Source organism: Billgrantia endophytica, assembly GCF_002879615.1.
GTDB lineage: Bacteria > Pseudomonadota > Gammaproteobacteria > Pseudomonadales > Halomonadaceae > Halomonas > Halomonas endophytica.
The window spans coordinates 44,087-62,919 of sequence record NZ_PNRF01000028.1 but is presented as its reverse complement, the minus strand read 5'-3'; the positions used below and the strand labels follow the sequence as shown (position 1 = coordinate 62,919).

Here is an 18,833-nt window from a genome sequence, read left to right as displayed (position 1 = left end):
GACCGGGGCTGATCCAGGGGCAGGCCAGCGCCCCTCGGCGTGCCGCCCCTACCCTCTCATTCGAAAGTGCCGCAGACGCACGCCCAGCGCCGCCAGCCAGGCGAAGTAGACCGCCGCACCGGCGATCACCAGCAAGGCCAGCCACTGCACCCGGACCCACACTCCCCAGCCGAGCCACTGCTGCCAGTCGGGGGAGAGCCAAGCGAGCCCCACGCTCATCACCGTACAGCCACCCAGCAGTTGCACGCCATAGCGTCCCCAGCCGGGCTGGAACACCAGTACCCGCTCCTTCCACAACAACCAGCCCAGCAGGCCGGCGTTGAGGAAGGCCGACAGCGATGTTGCCAGCGCCAGTCCGGCGTGGGCCAGCGGCCAGACAAGAATCAGGTTGAAGACCATGTTGGCCACCATGGCGATGATGCCGATCTTCACCGGGGTCTTGGTGTTCTGGCGTGCGAAGAAGCCCGGCGCCAGCACCTTGATCAGCATGAACGCGACCAGGCCGAAGGCGTAGGCCCGCAGGCTCATGGCGGCCATGGTGATATCGTGCCCGGTCATGGCGCCATAATGGAACAGCGAGATCAGCAGGGGTTCGGCGAGTACCGCCAGTGCCAGGGCTGCCGGCAGGCCCAGCAGCAGTACCGTCCGCACCGCCCAGTCGAGCATGGCGGCGAAGTGCTCGCTGGACTGGGATGCGTGCCGCTTCGACAGTGCCGGCAGTATCACCGTGCCGATGGCGATGCCGAATACCCCCAGCGGCAGCTCGACCAGGCGGTCGGAATAGTAGAGCCAGGAAACGCTGCCTGGCGCCAGCAACGAGGCCAGTACGGTATCGAGCAGCAGGTTGATCTGCGAGACCGAGACCCCGAACAGGGCAGGCACCATCAACACCAGAATGCGCTTCACCCCGCTGTGGGCAAAGTTCGGCCAAGGTGTCGGCATCAGTCCCAGGCGAACCAGGAACGGTACCTGGAAGGCCAACTGGGCCACGCCCGCGATCAGCACGCCCCAGGCCAGCGCCATGGCCGGTTCATTCATCAGCGGCGTCAGCAACAGCGCCGCCCCGATCAGCGACAGGTTGAGCAGCACCGGCGTGAAGGCCGGCACGGCGAAACGGTTCCAGGTGTTGAGCACACTGCCGGCGAAGGCCGTCAGCGAGACCAGCAACAGATAGGGAAACGTGAGCTGCAGCATGTCGGCGGTCAGCGCCAGCTTGTCCGGATCGCGGCCGAAGCCGGGAGCGAAGATCCATACCAGCCAGGGCGATGCCAGCATCGCCAGTGCCGTGATCAGGGCCAGCACCGCGGTGAGACTGCCCGACACCGCATCGAGCAGCTCTCGCACCTCGCGCTTGCTGCCCCGGGTGGCATATTCCGACAGCACCGGCACGAAGGCCTGATTGAAGGCGCCTTCGGCGAACAGTCGCCGCATGAAGTTGGGAATCTTGAAGGCGACGAAAAAGGCATCGGCGCCGCTGCCGGCGCCGAACAGGGTGGCGACCACCACGTCGCGAGCCAGGCCCATGACCCGCGACAGCATGGTCATCACGCTGACCACCAGCCCGGAGCGCATCAGCCCTCCGGCTTTCGGCGCCACGGCCCGGTCGTCATCGGCCACCGCTACCGAGGCATGCTCGGCGTCCGGCTGCTGCGACTCGGGCGGCTGTTCGCGATCCGTCACGCTGTCTCTTCCTCGGCAAAATCACTCAATGGAGAGTCACCCACTGTGGAACAGGCACAAAAAATCTCCGGAAGAGATTTTTGACGTCGCGCCGGCGACGGCCCGCAGGGTGGCCGCCATGGAGGGCGGGCCACAAAAAAACCGGCCGCGGCCGGTTTTTTGCGAGATATCGTGAAACGTGGGCGCACTGGCGCAACCGCGTCGCGACTCTCCTGAACGCCCGGCTTACGCAGCCAGCGCCTTGATTCGCTTGTTCAAGCGGCTCTTCAGGCGCGCGGCCTTCTTCTTGGAGAGCACGTCCTTGTCGGCGATACGGTCGATGACCGGCTGCGCCTGCTGGAACTCGCTCATGGCCTGAGCGTGGTCACCGCTCTGGATGGCCTTGATGACACGCTTGAGGTAAGTGCGCACCATGGAACGCTGGCTCGCCTTCAGAACACGACGACCTTCCGCCTGACGGGCACGCTTGCGGGCTTGCTTGCTGTTCGCCACTGACTATCTCCTGGAAAACTTGAACGCCGCCGTGTCGATACGGCGGCATTGATAACGATTTGTCCGGATTGGAAAAATAGCGTTTCCAACCGGCTTGGCCATCCGCCAACGCGAAGGTTGTCGACGGGCCGTGTCTGAGAGGATGGCATATTCTATCATGCCGTCCATCGCCTTGCTACTGGGGAAGCGGGGCTCAAAGTACCACCAGGTTGTCCCGGTGGATCAGCTCCGGCGCCTCCATATAGCCCAGGATCGCCTCGATCCGATGACTCGGCTTGCCCATGAGCTGGACGGCATCCTCCGCGCCGTAGTTGACCAGCCCCTTGGCCACCCGAGCGCCCTGCTCGTCCACACACACGACCATGTCGCCGCGGACGAAACCTCCCGAGACGGCCTTGACCCCGACCGCCAGCAGGCTGGAGCCGCTGTCGCGCAGCACCTTGACCGCACCGGCATCCAGCGTCAGCGTCCCACGCACCTGCAACTGGCCGGCCAGCCAGCGCTTGCGCGCCGCCATGGGCGCCTGCTCCGGGCAGAGCAGCGTACCCAGGCGCTCCCCCTCGGTCAGGCGGATCAACACGTGAGGCTGACGCCCGCTGGCAATCGCGGTATAGGCGCCGGATCGTGCCGCGAGGCGAGCCGCCTGCACCTTGGTGGTCATGCCGCCACGCCCCAGCGCCCCGCCGCCACCGGCCATGGCGGTGAACGATGGGTCATCGGCATGTCCCTCGTGGATTAATTGCGCCGAGGCACTGTGGCGCGGGTCGGCATCGAACAGCCCCTCCTGATCGGTCAGGATCACCAGCGCATCGGCTTCCAGCAGGTTGGCGACCAGGGCCCCCAGGGTATCGTTGTCACCGAAGCGGATCTCGTCGGTGACAACGGTGTCGTTCTCGTTGATGACCGGCACCACCCCCAGGCCGACCAGGGTGCGCAGCGCCGAACGGGCATTGAGGTAGCGCTTGCGGTTGGAAAGGTCGTCGTGGGTCAGCAGTACCTGAGCCGTCAACAGGCCATGGCGCGCAAAGTGGCCCTCGTAGCACTCGGTCAAGCCATTCTGCCCCACCGCCGCCGCGGCCTGCAGCTCGTGCACCGCCGACGGGCGCACCTGCCAGCCCAGCCGAACCATGCCGGCCGCTACCGCACCGGAGGAGACCAGCACCACCTCGATGCCACGACGATGCAGCTCGGCGATCTGATCAACCCAGTCGCCAATGGCCGTCTCGTCGAGGCCACGGCCGTCATTGGTCAGCAGCGCGCTGCCGATCTTCACCACGACACGGCGCGCGCCACGCAGCGCATCACGACCCGGTACTCGCTCGTTCACACCCTGCTCTCCCATCCAGCAAATCAGTCACGTCAGCGCAACTGAGCGCGCGAAGGCCAGACAAGGCAAAAATTGACGAAGAAACGGAGTTACAAGCTGTAAATGAGTATTCTAAGTCAATTTTTAACGCTGTATGGCCGAGCGCAGCCAATTGTTACCTCAAGGAGCGTATTCGACCTCGACATCGTAATCATCATCATCGAAATCGTCGTCATGTTCGTCGCGCGGCTTACGCCTGCGACCCAGCCGCGCCTCGGTGCGCGCCACCGACTCGGCTTCCATACGGGCACGCATGTCGCGCTCACGCTCGGCGGCCGCTTCGTCCTCGTGTTCGAGACGGCGCTGATCGGTCAGCCAGCGATGCGCCGCCTGAACCAGGGCATCGGTGCCTTCGCCGCTGATCGCCGAGATGCGGAAGACCGGCCCTTCCCAGCCCAGGCCGTCGACGATGGCCTGGACCCTGGCTTCATGCTCGTCGCCGGGTAGCAGATCGAGCTTGTTGATCACCAGCCAGCGCGGCCGCTCGGCCAGGGTCGGCGAGAATGTCTTGAGCTCGAGCGCGATGGCCCGAGCGGCTTCCACCGGATCGGACGCATCGAACGGAGCCACATCCACCACGTGGAACAGCAGCCGGGTACGCGTCAGGTGCTTGAGGAAACGCAGCCCGAGGCCGGCGCCATCGGAAGCGCCTTCGATCAGGCCCGGCACGTCGGCCATCACGAAATGCTCATGGTGGCCCAGCTTCACCACGCCCAGGTTCGGCACCAGCGTCGTGAAGGGGTAGTTGGCCACCTTGGGCTTCGCCGCGGATACCGCCCGGATCAGCGTCGACTTGCCGGCATTGGGCATGCCGAGCAGCCCCACGTCGGCCATGACCTTCATTTCCAGGCGCAGGTTGCGCCGTTCACCTTCCGTTCCCGGCGTCGTCTTGCGCGGTGCCCGGTTGGTGGAGGACTTGAAGTGGATATTACCGAGGCCACGCCGGCCGCCCTGGGCCACCAGCACCTGCTGGCCGATCTCGGTGATATCGACGATCACCTCCAGGGTGTCCTCGTCGATCACCGTGGTGCCCACGGGCACCTTGACCACCAGGTCGTTACCGGCACGGCCACTCATCTGGCGTCCCTGCCCCGGCCGGCCGTTCTCGGCCTGGTAGAAGCGCTGGAACTTGAAGTCGATCAGGGTGTTGAGGGAATCGTCGCCCACCAGGTAGACGCTGCCGCCATGCCCGCCGTCGCCGCCATCGGGGCCACCCTTGGGCACGTATTTCTCGCGGCGGAAGCTCAGGCAGCCACTGCCACCCCTGCCCGCCTCCACGATGATCGAGGCTTCGTCGACGAACTGCATCGTTGCTCTCCCGACGGCATCTGCCGTCATGATACAAGAAGGCCCCGCCTTGGCGGGGCCTTCCTACTACCGGTTCGTGCGGTCTCAGGCAGAGACGACGCTGACGAACTTGCGGTTTTTCGGACCCTTGGTCTCGAACTTGACCACACCGTCGCTCAGTGCGAACAGGGTGTGATCGCGGCCGAGGCCGACACCGGTGCCGGCGTGAAACTTGGTGCCACGCTGACGCACGATGATGTTGCCGGCGGTCACGGCCTGGCCACCGAACAACTTGACGCCAAGGCGTTTGGATTCTGAATCGCGGCCGTTACGGGTAGAGCCGGCTGCCTTCTTATGAGCCATTGCAAAGTCCTCGCTCGTTCAGGGGTATCTCGCAGAACAATCCGCTAGCGCGGGTGCCCTTACGCGGAGATCCCGGTGATCTTGACTTCAGTAAACCACTGACGGTGGCCCTGACGCTTCATGCTGTGCTTGCGGCGACGGAACTTGATGATGGTCACCTTGTCACCACGACCGTGGGAAACGATCTCGGCCGCCACCTTGGCGCCGTCAACCAGCGGTGCGCCAACCGTGACGTTCTCGCCATCGGCAACCAGCAGCACCTGATCGAATTCGACGGTTTCGCCAGTCGGCACTTCCAGCTTCTCGAGCTTGAGAGTCTGGCCTTCCTGAACGCGGTACTGCTTGCCACCGCTCTTGATTACTGCGTACATGTGCGTGTCTCTCCAGAACTCATCGGGGTTGGCTCTTCATCGGCCTGCTTCGAGTGGCGCCCCTTTCGGCAGCCATCTGACAGGGAGCGGGATGAGTGGGCCGCGCATTATAACCGTAGCCAGCAAGGCGTTCAAGTCGCAGCACGACTGTCTTTCACACTGCGTAGCGGCGGCTCGTGACGCCGCTTGACGCCCCCATGGGGGGCCCATAGCATGGCCTGCAACCCAAGGCCACAGGCGACGTCTCCGGCGTGCCGGCCCAACTGCTTGATGACAACGACTCCATGCCTGCCAACGCCTCTTCGAATTCGAAAGCCAGCACCGCCTCGTCGCTTCATGCCGCGGTTGCCGAGGATTTTGCCGCGGTCAACCGCACCATCATGACCCAACTCGCCTCGCGCGTGCCGCTGGTGGAAACCATCGGGCAGTACATCATCGCCAGCGGCGGCAAGCGGCTTCGCCCATTGCTGGTGCTGCTGGCCGCCCGGTCTCTGGGGTATGAAGGCGACAAGCACATCTCGCTGGCCACACTGATCGAGTTCATGCACACCTCGACCCTGCTGCACGACGACGTGGTGGACGAATCCCATATGCGCCGCGGCAAGGCCACCGCCAACGATGCCTGGGGCAACGCCCCCTCGGTGCTGGTGGGCGACTACCTGTATTCCCGCTCCTTCCAGATGATGGTGGAAATCGGCTCGCTGAGAATCATGGACGTGCTCTCGGGGGCTACCTGCGTGATCGCGGAAGGCGAGGTGCAGCAACTGACCAATGTGGGCAACCCTGACATTGACGAGGCCACCTACTTCGAGACGATTCAGGGCAAGACCGCCATGCTCTTCGAGGCGGCATCGCACAGTGGCGCGATCATTGCCGAGGCCGACCCCCAGCAGGAAGCCGCCCTGCAGCATTACGGCCGTTACCTGGGCATGGCCTTCCAGTTGATCGACGACCTGCTCGACTACCAGGGCGACGCCGACGCCATGGGCAAGAACGTGGGCGATGACCTGGCCGAAGGCAAGCCGACCCTGCCCCTTATCCAGGCCATGTCCGCCGGCACACCCGAGCAGGCCAGGGCGATTCGCCAGGCCATCCGCCAGGGCGGCCTCGACCACCTTGACGAGGTGATGACCATCGTTCGCGATACCGGCGCACTGGACTACACCCGCGCCCGGGCCGAGGAAATGTCCGCCAAGGCCCTGGAGCAGCTCGATGCCCTGCCGGCCAGCCGCTACCGAGACAGCATGGCCGAACTGGCTCGCCTGGCGGTGGATCGGCAGACCTGAGGTCATGCCGCCGGGGCTTGCAAGCACAAGGCAATTGCGTATAATGCCGATCTCGTCGGGCGCCAAGAGCCTGGCAGCACAGTGAAAACCGGCTGAAAACCGGCAAGTATCGGAGTATAGCTCAGCTTGGTAGAGCGCTGCCTTCGGGAGGCAGAGGTCGTAGGTTCGAATCCTGCTACTCCGACCAAAAAGAACATATGAAACGGCCACTTAGCGAATCATCGCGGTGGCCGTTTTGTGTTGCTGGCAGCGCTGGGCGACAGATAGGCTCCAGCCGTCACCCGCGCAGGCCCCTCGAAGGCTCCGTCGTCCCCTGGCGGCCATCCTCCAGGCCGAACGCAGCGGCGATACGTTTTCGCTGCTGATCTTCGATATCGACCATGTCAAGGCAGTCAATGATCTGCACGGCCACGACACCGGGGACATCATTCTCAAGCGCCTGGCGAAACTGGTCGGGCGCAGCTTGAGAAGTACGGACCTGTTGTCACGCTGGGGTGGAGAGGAGTTCACCATCCTGCTCCATGACACCTCCTTGAAGGGAGCCGCCGTGTTTGCCGAACGGCTGCGTCAGCTGGTGGCCGACACCCGGCTCCAGGGGCTGTCGATCACCATCAGCCTGGGCATCACCCAGTACCTGCCGGGCGATGACATGGAAGGCCTGTATCGCGCCAAGCGCGCGGGGCGCAACACGGTGGTGGCAGGCGAGAAAACGACGAACAGCCCTGGGCAGACCCACCGGCTACGGCATCGACAACAGCCTCGGAGCGAGTAGCGAGCCGCCCGGCGCCTGGCGGTCGTGCCAGGGCGGTTATGCCAAGGCCTCGTGTGCCCTCCATATGGTGCTAGAGCCAGGGTTCCAGCCAAAGCAAGCGGCCCACCCGCGCGCCGATGTGGCGAAACAGGCTGCCGGGCTCGCGAGTCAGGCGTACCGACTCACCCAGGCTATTGGCTTCCCAGTAGAGCCCTCCATCCTCCAGGCGCCCTACCCGATAGCTCAGCGCCGGGCTCTGGCCCAGCTCGACCAGCGCCTGGAACTCGGCGGCCAGGCTCTCGCTGCGTGCCAGGACGCCAACCTCGGTGTTCCACCAGACGGAGCGTGGGTCGGCATTGGCCGACCCCACGAATACCCGATCGTCGTCGATGCCCAGCGCCTTGATATGCAGTGCCGAGGCCGAGGCCCGCACGCTCACGGCGGTCTCACTGCCGGCATCCTCCTCGGCCCGCAGTTCGTGCAGTACGATGCCGCTGTCCAGGAGCGCTGAGCGACGCGGCTGATAGGCGCCATGGGCCACCGGTACGTCGGTCGCCTCCAGGGAGTTGGTGATGATCTCCACCTCGACACCCGCCTCCGCCAGGGCACGCAGCAGGCTCGTACCATTCCTGCCGGGCACGAAGTAGGCGGAGACCACTACCAGGCGCCTGGCAGGCTCACCCACCCGCGCCAGCAGCTCGCCGGCCATGGTGCGGGCCAGCGGAGGTCGGCCAGGCCAGGCCGGCTTGCCGGGGGGATCCCACAGCGCCACGCCCTCCCCCCAGTGCAGTTCGCCGACCAGGGAACCCCGCTCGGCGTCGGCATAACGTTCGCGAAGGTCGGAAAAATAGGGCGAGTCGGCGTGCTCGCTCAGCCGCTCGGTCAGCGCGGCATGCAGTGCTTCCCAGGCATTGGCGTCGGCCTGGTGGTATCGCTCCACCGGCTGGGCCAGTCCGTGATTCCAGTACAGTTCGAAGCTTCGGGAGAGCGACTCGACCACGGGCCCGATCATCATCAGGTCGAGGTCGGTAAAGTTGCGCGGCTCACTGGCGCTGTAGTATTCATCGCCGAGATTACGGCCGCCCACGATGGCTACCGCCCCATCGGTGATCCAGAGCTTGTTGTGCATGCGTCGGTGCTGTCGCCCCGCCTGGGGAACCGATGCCAGGACCCGTGTCGTCAAGTGGCCTCGTCCGATGGTGGTGGGGTTGTAGACCCGGACCTGGATGTTCGGGTGGCTATTCAGCGCCGCCAGGCGACGTCCCTGGCCCACCGCACCGATGTCGTCGATCATCAGCCGCACCTGGACCCCTCGCTCGGCTGCGTTCAACAGGCGTTGCAGCAAGGCCCACGTGGTCAGGCCGTCGCCCATCAGATAGGTCTGGACGTCCAGTCGTCGGTCGGCCTGCTCGCTGAGCAGCACCCGTAACGTGAAGGCGTCCTGGCCACTGGAAAGCAGCGCGAAACCACTCTGGCCATCGTGCGCCTCGGCACTCAGTGACGCCCACTGCCCCAGCCATGTCGCCTCGATCTCCGCCGGAGTCAGCATCACGCCGTGCCCGCGCGCTACCGGAGAGCCGGCGCAGCCGGCCAGCAGAACGGCCGCTGCCAGGGCCAGAACCGCAAGCAGGCGTCGCACGCACGCAGGCCACCGGACCTCAGGCCTCGTCATCGTCGTCTGCGAGCCGTCGGTCCAGTAGCTTGCGCGCCTTGTTGCGCCGGTAGAGACGGGCCACCGCCAGCACCAGCGCGCAGAGCACCATCACGGCCAGGGTCAAGCCCTGCCAGGGCCTGGCCGCATTACCCAACAGGGTCTCCAGGGTCATGATCAGAACGAAGCCCAGCGCCTGGCTGGCAATCGCCAGGATGCGCAGGGTATCGAAGGCCTTCTTTGCCATGGGGGCTCCCGCCAGGTGACAGTCCTGTCCTCGCACAGTAGGCTTTGCCTGAAACTGTGATCTCGGTAAGTGTGTGATTCTACCCGGTCCTGGCGCTGACGCCGACCCTGTTCCCGGAGCTACCCAATGGATGCCTTTGCCCTGGGCCCCGTCCTGATATCCGTACCCCGCCTGTATGCCATCGCCTGCGCCCTGTTGCTGCTGCTGGCCGCCTGGCTACTGCTGGGTCTTTCCACCAGCGCCCGGACGCGCTGGTTCAATGGGCTGATGCTGGCCTGGCTGGTCGGAGCCCGGCTGGGTCACGCCGCCATGAACCTCGACGCCTACATGGTCGCGCCACTGGATATCCTGAAGCTATGGCAGCCGGGTTATCATGGCCTCTGGGGGCTGCTGGCCGCGCTGATCTGGAGCGCCTGGGCGCTACGCGACCACCTCCTTCGCATGATTGGCGCCATGGCGCTGACGATCGGGGCCTCGTCGCTCTGGCTGGTGCTGGTCACCCTGGCGCCGCTGGAGAACGACATGCCGCTGCGCGAACTGCCCGACATCGCCCTGGAGAATCTCGAAGGCGAGACGGTCGACCTGCGGGATCTGCGCGGAGAACGGGTCGTGGTCAACCTGTGGGCGACCTGGTGCCCACCCTGCCTGCGCGAGATGCCACTGCTGGCCGAGGCCGACACGCGAGAAGGTGTGACGGTAGTGGTGGTCAATCAGGGCGAAGAGTTACTGCAGGTGGTACGCTATCTGGATGAACAGGAGCTGGCGTTCCGCTACCCCCTGCTCGACCCCAGCCAGGCGCTGATGAAGACCATGGAATCGCCCGGCCTTCCCACCACGGTGCTGTTTGACACCCAGGGGCGAGCCGTGGAACGCCATGTGGGTGAACTGACCCGCGCCCAGCTCGATGGCTGGCTACGGAAGCACTAGCCTGCTCTCGCCCAGCCCTACCATTTCCCATCGCACATCACCAGCCTTAAGCCGCGGCGGGCTTTGCGTTAGAATCGCCCGCCCTGTTGCTGCCGGAGGCGTGAACGCCCGGCAGCGAGCGCACCGTTTTCAGCACCCTTCGAGGCACCATGAGCGACTTTTCACCCGGCCAACGCTGGATCAGTGACGGCGAGGCCGAACTGGGTCTGGGCACCATACTCAGCTGCGATCAGCGCAGCGTCACCGTGCTGTTTGGCGCCAGTCAGGAAACCCGTACCTACGGCAGTCGCCAGGCACCCCTCACCCGGGTGGCCTTCGGCAGCGGCGATCGCATCCAGTCCGCCGAAGGCTGGCAACTGCTGGTCGACGACAGCAAGGAAGTCGATGGATTGATCGTCTATATCGGCGAGGATGCCCAGGGCGACCTACGCGAGCTGCGGGAATCCGAACTGGCCGATACCATGCAGTTCGATCAGGCCCGCGACCGCCTGCTGACTGGGCAGGTCGACCGCAACGACTGGTTCGACCTGCGCTTTCGCACCTTGCACCACCACCACCGGATCGAGCAGAACCCGGCACTGGGCCTGTCCGGGCCACGCATCGACCTGATTCCGCATCAGCTCTACATCGCCGACGAAGTGGCTCGTCGCCATTCGCCCCGAGTGCTGCTGGCCGACGAAGTGGGCCTGGGCAAGACCATCGAGGCTGGACTGATCCTGCACCGCCTGCTGCTTACCGGCCGTGCCGAGCGGGCGCTGATCCTGGTGCCCCCGAGCCTGACCCACCAATGGCTGGTGGAGCTGCTGCGCCGCTTTGCGCTGGACGTGACCCTGCTCGACGAACAGCAGAGCCTGGCCCAGGCCGAAGCCAACCCCTTCGAGTCGGGCCAGTTGGTGCTGGCCAGCCAGGAGTGGCTGTTCGCCAATCCTCACCGGCAAGCCCAGGCCGAAGCCTGCGACTGGGACCTGCTGATCGTCGACGAGGCCCACCACCTGGACTGGAGCGCCGATAGCGTTGGCCCGGGCTACGCCTGCGTGGAACGCCTGGCCGCAACCGTGCCCGGCGTGCTGCTGCTCACCGCCACCCCCGAGCAGATGGGGCTGGAAAGTCACTTCGCCCGCCTGCGCCTGCTCGACCCGGATCGCTACCACTGCCTCGAGCGCTTCCGCGAAGAGGAGCAGCACTACGTGGAGGTCGCCCAGGCCATCGACGCCCTGGAGCGCCTGCCTGGCGGTGAAGACAACCACAGCGACACCGAACGCGTCGCGGCGATCATCGAGGAGCCCGACAGCCTCGCACTGCTGACGACCCTGGCCAATCCCGAAAGCAGCGCGGCACAGCAGGACAGTGCCCGCCGCCAGCTGCGCGACCAACTGCTTGACCGCCACGGCACCGGCCGGGTGATGTTTCGCAACAGCCGTCGTCATGTCGGCGGCTTCCCGGAGCGTCACTTGCACCTGGCGCACCTGGCCCTTCCCTCGCCCTATCGCCGCGTGCTGCGCAAGCTGGAGCGCGACGAGGACTATCTCGATGAGTTGCTGATCGAAACCGGGCTCGACCACCCGGATGTCCTCATCTACCCGGATACCATGTACCGTGCCCTGGCCGAGGATCCCCTCAATGCCGAGCCCTGGTGGCAATTCGATCCGCGCGTGACCTGGCTGCTGGAGCGTCTGAGCGACGAGGCCGAGCACGGTTTCGCGGGCGACAAGGTACTGGTGATCGCCCACGGCCGCGAGACCGCCCAGGGCCTGGCCGAGGCGCTGCGGGTTCTGGGTGGCGTGCACGCTCCGGTGTTCCACGAAGGGCTGAGCCTGGTGGAGCGTGACCGCGCGGCGGCGGCCTTCGCCGATGAGGAAGAGGGCTGCCAGGTGCTGGTCTGCTCCGAAATCGGCTCCGAAGGCCGCAACTTCCAGTTCTGCCGTCACCTGGTGATGTTCGACCTGCCCCAGCACCCCGACCAGCTGGAGCAGCGTATTGGCCGCCTGGACCGTATCGGCCAACGCCACGCCATCGAGATTCATGTCCCCCTCTTCGAAGCCAGCCCCGGCGAGCGACTGCTGCGCTGGTATCGGGACGGCATGGACGCCTTCCTGGCGCCCCACGGCGTGGGCAATGAACTGTTCGATGCGTTCGGCGACGCCATGACCGAAGCCCTGCTGGACGACGAGAGCCTGGAAGAGGTCATCACCGAGACCCGGACCCTGTTCGAGAGCCGCCTGACCGAGCGCGATGCCGGCCGCAACCGGCTGCTTGAACTCAACGCCTGCCGGCCGGCAAGGGCCGAGGCGGTGGCCGGGGCCATCCTCGAACTGGACGAGGACAAGGCATTGCCCCGCTACCTGGATCAGGCGCTGGACATCTTCGGCGTGGATAGCCAGGAGCTTGGCGGTGGCCTGCTGTACCTGCTGCCTGGCCAGCATATGCTCGATGGGCTGCCAGGCCTGGTGAAGGGCGAGGAAGGGTTTACCGCCACTCTGTCGCGGGCACGCGCCCTGGCCCGGGACGACGTGCAGCGGCTCTCCTGGGAGCACCCGCTGCTACGGGAAATGATGGGTCGCATACTCGACGGCAACATGGGCAACACCGCCCTGGCGCTGCTCAAGCACCCGGCGATTCCCGCCGGGCGGTTGATGGCCGAACTGGTGTTCCGCACCCACTGCCCGGCACCGAAGCGGCTGCACGTCAATCGGTTCCTGCCACCCACCGCGGTACGCGTGCTGCTCGACGAGTCCGGTGCCGTGCTCACGGACAAGGTCTCCTTCACTGGATTGTCCAAGAACCTGCAGAAGGTGAAGAAGGCGATGGCACGGGATGTGATTCGCAGCCGCCACGACCAGTTGCGGGGGCTGCTCTCGCAAGGCGAAGTGGAAGCCGAGCGGGAACTGCCAAGCATCGTCGAGGACGCCCAGGTCCGCATGCGCAGCGAACTCGACACCGAGCTTGCCCGTCTGGAGGCACTGGCACGGCTCAACCCCGCGGTACGCGAGGAGGAACTCGACGCCATGCGTCGTGAACGCCGCGAACTGGACGAGGCCATCGACGGCACCCGACTCCGGCTGGATGCGGTGCGGGTGATCGTCACGGTGGACCAGGACAGCCGCTGACAGCTTGTGCACTGCCGATGTCATGGGGGCCGGCAGACCGACAACGGTTTCTTGCCTCTATGCCACTCTCATGTGCCTGACGAAACATCCGGCCCGACTGGCCCTGCGTCGCGCCGACGGCACCTCTCGAACGGGCCCAAGGCCATGGCGGATTCGCTCGACTACCGCTACCGCCTGCCCAGGATATCCGCCAGGGCCTGTTCCAGGGTCGGGAAACGAAACTCGAACCCGGCATCGAGCAGTCGCCGGGGGCGCATGTCCGCGCCGGTGAGCAGCAGCCGCGCCATTTCGCCGAAGGCGGTCTCCAGGGCAATGGCCGGCACCGGAATGGCGGCCGGGCGCTTGAGCTGTGTGGCCAGCACGCGGGTGAACTCGGCATTGGTGACCGGATTCGGCGCACTGCCGTTGATGGGTCCCTCCAGTTCGTCATGCTCCAGCAGGAAGAGAATGCTGCGTACCAGGTCCTCCCGATGGATCCAGGGCATGAACTGCCTGCCATCGCCGAAACGGCCGCCCAGTCCCAGCTTGAAGGGCGGAAGCATCTTCGCGAGACTGCCGCCGCCGGTGTCCAGCACCAGGCCGGTTCGCAGCAGCACGACTCGGGTGCCGAAATCGGCCGCTTCCCTGGCGGTATCCTCCCAGCGCTTGCAGAGTCGATGAGCGAACTCATCATGGGGAGGTGTCTCCTCGGTGACCTCCTTCTCCCCCTGATCACCGTAGTAACCCATGGCCGAACCCGAAATCATCACTCGCGGTGCCTGGCCGCCCGACTGCTTCAGCTGCTCGCAGAGGATGACCAGGTCGCGGGTGATGTTGACCCGTGAATCGATCAGGCGCTTCTTCTGTTCATCGCTCCAGCGGCGGGCGGCGATCGGCTCTCCGGCCAGGTTGACGATGGCTTCCGGCGGAGAATCCACGAAATCCAGGACGGAACGCCGAAGGTCGGCACCGGCGGGCAGTTGCCCCCTTGCGGCTTCCGGGTCCCGGGAGACCACCTGCAGCCGGTGGCCTGCTTCCTTGAGCCGCAGGCAGAGTCGCTGTCCCACGAAACCGCTACCGCCTGTAATCAGCACGCGCATTTGTGACCTCCTCACGAGGATCCCCGGTTACGGCAGGTTGTTATACAACCGTTGTACACTTCTGCTAGTCTAGCGGAAAAGTCGCTTCACTGCGCGAGGCGTCCATGCCACAGCCGGCCCGTCCTTCCACCGCCATCATCGGCGCTGGGCCGACCCGCGTCCCACCGTCGTTCAGGAGAACACCATGACCTATAGCCTGATCCTGCTCGCCCACGGTTCAAGCGATGCCGAGTGGCGAGCCCCCTTCGAACGGCTTCATGGAGCGTTGGCCAACCGCATGCAAACCTCCCTGAGGCTGGCCTACATGGAACTGAGCGAACCATCACTGGAAAGCACCGTCGCCGAGCTGGCCGCAGAGGGAATCGAGCGTGCCGAGATCCTGCCGTTATTCTTCGCTGCCGGGCGGCATCTGCGCAAGGACGTACCCAGCCAGGTAGAGACACTCAAAGCGACACATTCCGGCATTGCCCTGACGCTGCTGCCCCCCGTGGGCGAACATCCCGCCTTCGTCGAAGCCTTGGCGGCAGTGATTGCCGAACAGGCCGGCGAGACGTCGAAAGCCCGACGATGATGCCTACGGTTGTACATCGCTCGCTTGATGTACAATATTGTTCATCCATGGACATTTCGCGCCGATATGCCGCTCTCGGGGGCCCGGAACGGCACGACCACAGCAAGAGGCAAACGCGAGCATGACCGACAAGGCGACCCATCCGGCTGACACACCGCTCTATCCCATTCGCGAGGTGTCACGCATCACCGGTGTCAACTCGGTCACCCTGCGTGCCTGGGAGCGTCGCTACGGGCTGATCTGCCCTCAGCGCACCCCCAAGGGGCACCGCCTCTATGCCCGCGAGGACATCGATCGGGTCGAGCGCATCCTGCAGTGGCTCAGTCGTGGCGTGCCGGTCAGCCAGGTCAAGGAACTGCTCGATCAGCCCGAGACGGCAGCAACACCCGAACCCGCCGCCGGCGACTGGCCCAGCCAGAGGCGACGGCTGATCACCGCCGTTGAAGCCCTGGACACGGCGCAGCTGGAGAGCCTGTTCAATCAGAGCCTGGCGCTCTACCCCGTCACCACCTGCTTGACCGAGCTCTGGCAGCCGGTTATTCATGAACTCGAGGAAGCCTGGGGCGATCAGCTCGGTGCCCTGCTGCAGCGCCGCGTACTGGAATCCTTCCTGCGCACCCGTATCGGCACGCGCCTGTACCATGCCAACCAGGCCGCGAACGGCCCCGTGATCCTGCTGAACCCGCTGCCTGACGATCCTGGCCCACTGTGGCTATTGCTGGCGGCCTTGGCCAGCAGCCAGGCCGGCTATCGTGTCCGGTTGCTCGATACCCCCCTGCCCTTCGGCGAATTGCCACTGGCGGTGGAGCGCTTCGGGGCGGCGGCCCTGCTGCTGGTCAGTGGACGCGCCGAGCGTGCCGATCTCGTTCGCCGCCTGCTGCCTCGTCTGGCAGAGCAGCTCGACGTACCACTGGGGCTATGCGGACCGATGGCCCGCATTCGCGAGTCCGATCTGAGGGACAGTGACGTCGCGTTGCTGGGCGACGACCTTCCCCTGGCGCTGGCACGCCTTCAGCCTCTGCTCAGGTGACTGGCTTGGAGTCCAGCATGGCGGCAGCCGGCAGGGCCGACCCGCCTCGCCACTGGATTTCAAGGGCCTGGGCCGGTATGGGACGGGCGAACAGGAAACCCTGAACCAACGTACAGCCCGCATTGCGCAGGAAGTCGAGTTGCTCCCGGGTTTCCACGCCTTCGGCAACCACATCGAGGCCCAGGCCTCGGGCCATGGCCAACACGGCACTGACGATGGCGGCATCGGCGGGGTCATCCGGCAACGAGCGGATAAAGACACGGTCCAGCTTGATCTTGTCCAGTGGCAACCGCTTGAGATAGCTCATCGACGAATATCCCGTACCGAAGTCGTCGATCGCGATGCGATGGCCTTGAGACCGAAGGGCCTCGAGGCGGGGTACGATATCCCCGGCACGTTCGTCCAGCAGAACCGATTCCGTCAGCTCGAGACCAAGCTGCGAGGCGTGAATACCATGTCGAGCCAGGCCGGACGACAGCGCCGACTCCAGCTCGCCCTGAAACATCTGGATAGCCGAGACATTGATCCATACCGGCAGTCGCGGCATGCCCATTTCTCGCCAGCGCGCCATCTGAGCCAAGGCTTCGTCAATGACCCAGTTGCCTAGCGTGCCCATCAGTCCGTGCCGTTCCGCCAAGGGAATGAAGTCCCCCGGCGAGATGATGCCGTGTTCCGGGGAGCGCCAGCGCAGCAGCGCCTCCATGCCAACGACAACACCATCCCGGGAGCGATGCTGTGTCTGGTAGTGAAGCTCCAGTTGCCCTCCGTTGGCCAGAGCATCGCGCAGGCTGTAGACGAGCGCCATGTGCGGGCTGTCCTGGACATCGAGGGCAGGGCGGAATCGCTGGCTGACGTTGCGGCCATGTCGCTTGGCTGAATAGAGAGCCGACTCCAGGCGCTGGAACAGCACGCCCGACTCCTTGCCATCTTCCGGAGCCCGGCAGCTGCCGATGGACAACCCCAGGCGCAACGAGCGATTGCCGATATCGAAGGGTTCTCCCAGATGATCGCGCAAGCCGGCTACCCACTTGCCGTGATCATCGAAGGTGGTGGTGCGAATCACCAGGAACTCATCGCCTCCCAGCCGCCCGACCACACCGCCAGCCACATGACGCGCCAGGCGCTGACCGAAGAGCGCCAGCAAGCGATCACCCTGCTCGACACCGAGGCTGTCATTGACCGACTTGAAACCGTCGATGTCGATGATCGCCATGTCCAGGCTTTCCCCCGCCCGCAGGTGACGCAACCGCGAGGTCATCAGGTCATGCAGACGACGACGGTTGGGCAGCCCGGTGAGCGGATCCTCGAAGCCGATACGCCGCAGGTCCTGTTCACGGGCCTTGTGCACGGAAATGTCGGTGAAGGTGCCCACGTAGTGTCTGATCCGCCCACGGGGATCGGCAATGGCCTTGATGCGTAGCCATTCGGGATATTCATCACCCTGTTTTCGGCGGCTCCATATCTCGCCTTCCCACCGCCCCTTGCTTTCCAGGGTCTGCCAGAAGCGCTTGAAGAAACTTGTATCGTGACGTGAAGCGATCAGGCTAGCGGCATTGACGCCTCGCACTTCCTCTTCGGTGAAGCCGGTGATGCGGGTGAAAGCGGGATTGACGGCGAGGATATTGTTGTCGGCATCGGTAATCTGCACGCCTTCCTCGGAAAGCATCAGGGCCTGTTGCATCAGGTCGGCATGTTGCCGATCACGACGCAGCCGACGCCAGCCATCCGCCAGTCCCCCCGCCACGATACATACCGCCACCAGCCTCAGACTCGGATCAGGGAGCCAGACACAGGCCGGCAGCGCTACTAGTGCGGCCCAGGTCAACGGGCGATTGATCGCAATGGATGACCACATGTCGTATCCCGGTCTGACGGATGAAGGGTGAAGAAATCGCGCCCATGCAGTGCATCGACCTTTCATCAGTATCGACACCTGGAGCCATCACTTTAATCGGTCGGCCCCGTCACGTCATGCCTGACGTGCAATCGCCGGCCACGGCCAGTAGACTAGTCGGGGCCGCCCGGGCGTGGACGGCCATTTGTGCCATGCCGCATCCGCGACGCCGCGGGAGGCCCACAATAACTGCGACTCGGAACGACTCAGTGACCAAGCAACACTCTTTCGTACGCGAAGAACTGCTGGCGTGCAGCCGCGGTGAGCTTTTCGGCCCCGGCAATGCCCAGTTGCCGGCACCCAACATGCTGATGCTCGACCGCATCACACGCATCTATGAAGATGGCGGGGATCACGGCAAGGGCGAACTGATCGCCGAGCTGGATATCACACCCGACCTCTGGTTCTTCGACTGCCACTTCCCCGGCGATCCGGTAATGCCCGGCTGCCTCGGCCTGGATGCCATGTGGCAGCTGGTAGGCTTCTATCTGGGATGGCTCGGCCACCCGGGCAGAGGGCGTGCCCTGGGCTGTGGCGAGGTGAAGTTCACCGGCCAGATCCTGCCCGATGCCAAAAAGGTCATCTACCGTATCAATATCAAGCGTATCATCACCAGGCGCCTGATTCTGGGCATGGCCGATGGTACCGTATCGGTTGATGGCCGAGATATCTACCAGGCCAACGACCTACGTGTCGGCCTATTCACCTCCACCGCGAACTTCTGATCAGGA

General features: G+C 64.9%; 17 protein-coding genes and 1 tRNA gene. 8 read left to right on the top strand and 10 right to left on the bottom strand.

From position 1 onward, the window contains the following. Positions 1-48: 48 nt before the first annotated feature. The 6 genes from murJ to rplU form a co-directional block, all read right to left on the bottom strand. Positions 49-1,572, bottom strand: coding sequence for a murein biosynthesis integral membrane protein MurJ (murJ, locus tag C1H69_RS13540; protein ID WP_102654136.1), 1,524 nt, complete (start codon positions 1,570-1,572; stop codon positions 49-51). Positions 1,573-1,905: 333 nt separating this feature from the next. Next, positions 1,906-2,172 carry a 30S ribosomal protein S20 gene (rpsT, locus tag C1H69_RS13535; protein ID WP_102653919.1) on the bottom strand — a complete coding sequence of 89 codons (267 nt, stop codon included), beginning with the start codon at positions 2,170-2,172 and terminating at the stop codon, positions 1,906-1,908. A gap of 193 nt (positions 2,173-2,365) precedes the next feature. Further along, complete coding sequence (gene proB, locus C1H69_RS13530; protein WP_102653918.1) at positions 2,366-3,514, bottom strand: glutamate 5-kinase; 1,149 nt, start codon at positions 3,512-3,514, stop codon at positions 2,366-2,368. 144 nt (positions 3,515-3,658) lie between these two features. Continuing rightward, a complete protein-coding gene (gene cgtA / locus C1H69_RS13525; RefSeq protein ID WP_102653917.1) occupies positions 3,659-4,846 on the bottom strand; it encodes an Obg family GTPase CgtA in 1,188 nt (395 codons plus the stop codon). Positions 4,847-4,930: 84 nt separating this feature from the next. Continuing rightward, on the bottom strand, positions 4,931-5,188 hold the full coding sequence (gene rpmA, locus C1H69_RS13520; protein ID WP_023006956.1) for a 50S ribosomal protein L27: 258 nt from the start codon (positions 5,186-5,188) through the stop codon (positions 4,931-4,933). A 59-nt stretch (positions 5,189-5,247) separates the two neighbouring features. Beyond that, the gene (rplU, locus tag C1H69_RS13515; protein WP_102653916.1) at positions 5,248-5,559 is read right to left on the bottom strand and encodes a 50S ribosomal protein L21; all 312 of its coding nucleotides are present in this window, start codon (positions 5,557-5,559) and stop codon (positions 5,248-5,250) included. Positions 5,560-5,843: 284 nt separating this feature from the next. Between rplU and ispB the strand changes: the two genes are divergently transcribed. The 3 genes from ispB to C1H69_RS13500 all read left to right on the top strand — a co-directional run bounded on the left by ispB (position 5,844) and on the right by C1H69_RS13500 (position 7,617). Then, entirely contained in the window at positions 5,844-6,845 is a 1,002-nt protein-coding gene (ispB, locus tag C1H69_RS13510) for an octaprenyl diphosphate synthase (protein WP_102654135.1), read from the top strand. A gap of 110 nt (positions 6,846-6,955) precedes the next feature. Beyond that, positions 6,956-7,032 (top strand) — tRNA-Pro (locus C1H69_RS13505). Between the two features lie 39 nt (positions 7,033-7,071). Beyond that, positions 7,072-7,617, top strand: coding sequence for a GGDEF domain-containing protein (locus C1H69_RS13500; protein ID WP_240609939.1), 546 nt, complete (start codon positions 7,072-7,074; stop codon positions 7,615-7,617). 70 nt (positions 7,618-7,687) lie between these two features. On the opposite strand, the gene C1H69_RS13495 is transcribed toward C1H69_RS13500, so the two are convergent. After that, positions 7,688-9,235 carry a phospholipase D family protein gene (locus tag C1H69_RS13495; protein WP_240609938.1) on the bottom strand — a complete coding sequence of 516 codons (1,548 nt, stop codon included), beginning with the start codon at positions 9,233-9,235 and terminating at the stop codon, positions 7,688-7,690. 19 nt (positions 9,236-9,254) lie between these two features. Continuing rightward, complete coding sequence (locus C1H69_RS13490) at positions 9,255-9,494, bottom strand: hypothetical protein (RefSeq protein WP_102653914.1); 240 nt, start codon at positions 9,492-9,494, stop codon at positions 9,255-9,257. Positions 9,495-9,620: 126 nt separating this feature from the next. Between C1H69_RS13490 and C1H69_RS13485 the strand changes: the two genes are divergently transcribed. After that, positions 9,621-10,421, top strand: a complete 801-nt coding sequence (locus tag C1H69_RS13485) for a TlpA family protein disulfide reductase (RefSeq protein ID WP_102653913.1) — start codon at positions 9,621-9,623, stop codon at positions 10,419-10,421. 149 nt (positions 10,422-10,570) lie between these two features. Next, positions 10,571-13,528: an RNA polymerase-associated protein RapA gene (rapA, locus tag C1H69_RS13480; protein WP_102653912.1), complete on the top strand. Its 2,958-nt coding sequence runs from the start codon at positions 10,571-10,573 to the stop codon at positions 13,526-13,528. A 167-nt stretch (positions 13,529-13,695) separates the two neighbouring features. Here the strand turns inward: rapA and C1H69_RS13475 are convergent, their stop codons facing one another. Then, the gene (locus tag C1H69_RS13475) at positions 13,696-14,607 is read right to left on the bottom strand and encodes a TIGR01777 family oxidoreductase (protein WP_102653911.1); all 912 of its coding nucleotides are present in this window, start codon (positions 14,605-14,607) and stop codon (positions 13,696-13,698) included. A gap of 184 nt (positions 14,608-14,791) precedes the next feature. On the opposite strand from C1H69_RS13475, the gene C1H69_RS13470 reads away from it, so the two are divergent. Further along, the gene (locus C1H69_RS13470; protein WP_102653910.1) at positions 14,792-15,178 is read left to right on the top strand and encodes a sirohydrochlorin chelatase; all 387 of its coding nucleotides are present in this window, start codon (positions 14,792-14,794) and stop codon (positions 15,176-15,178) included. 121 nt (positions 15,179-15,299) lie between these two features. After that, positions 15,300-16,208 carry a MerR family transcriptional regulator gene (locus C1H69_RS13465; protein ID WP_102653909.1) on the top strand — a complete coding sequence of 303 codons (909 nt, stop codon included), beginning with the start codon at positions 15,300-15,302 and terminating at the stop codon, positions 16,206-16,208. On the opposite strand, the gene C1H69_RS13460 is transcribed toward C1H69_RS13465, so the two are convergent. Further along, positions 16,201-18,063, bottom strand: a complete 1,863-nt coding sequence (locus C1H69_RS13460; RefSeq protein WP_102653908.1) for a putative bifunctional diguanylate cyclase/phosphodiesterase — start codon at positions 18,061-18,063, stop codon at positions 16,201-16,203. The two genes, C1H69_RS13465 and C1H69_RS13460, sit on opposite strands and share 8 nt — an antisense overlap. Positions 18,064-18,311: 248 nt before the next feature. On the opposite strand from C1H69_RS13460, the gene fabA reads away from it, so the two are divergent. Continuing rightward, positions 18,312-18,827 carry a 3-hydroxyacyl-[acyl-carrier-protein] dehydratase FabA gene (gene fabA, locus C1H69_RS13455; protein WP_102653907.1) on the top strand — a complete coding sequence of 172 codons (516 nt, stop codon included), beginning with the start codon at positions 18,312-18,314 and terminating at the stop codon, positions 18,825-18,827. Positions 18,828-18,833: the final 6 nt, after the last annotated feature.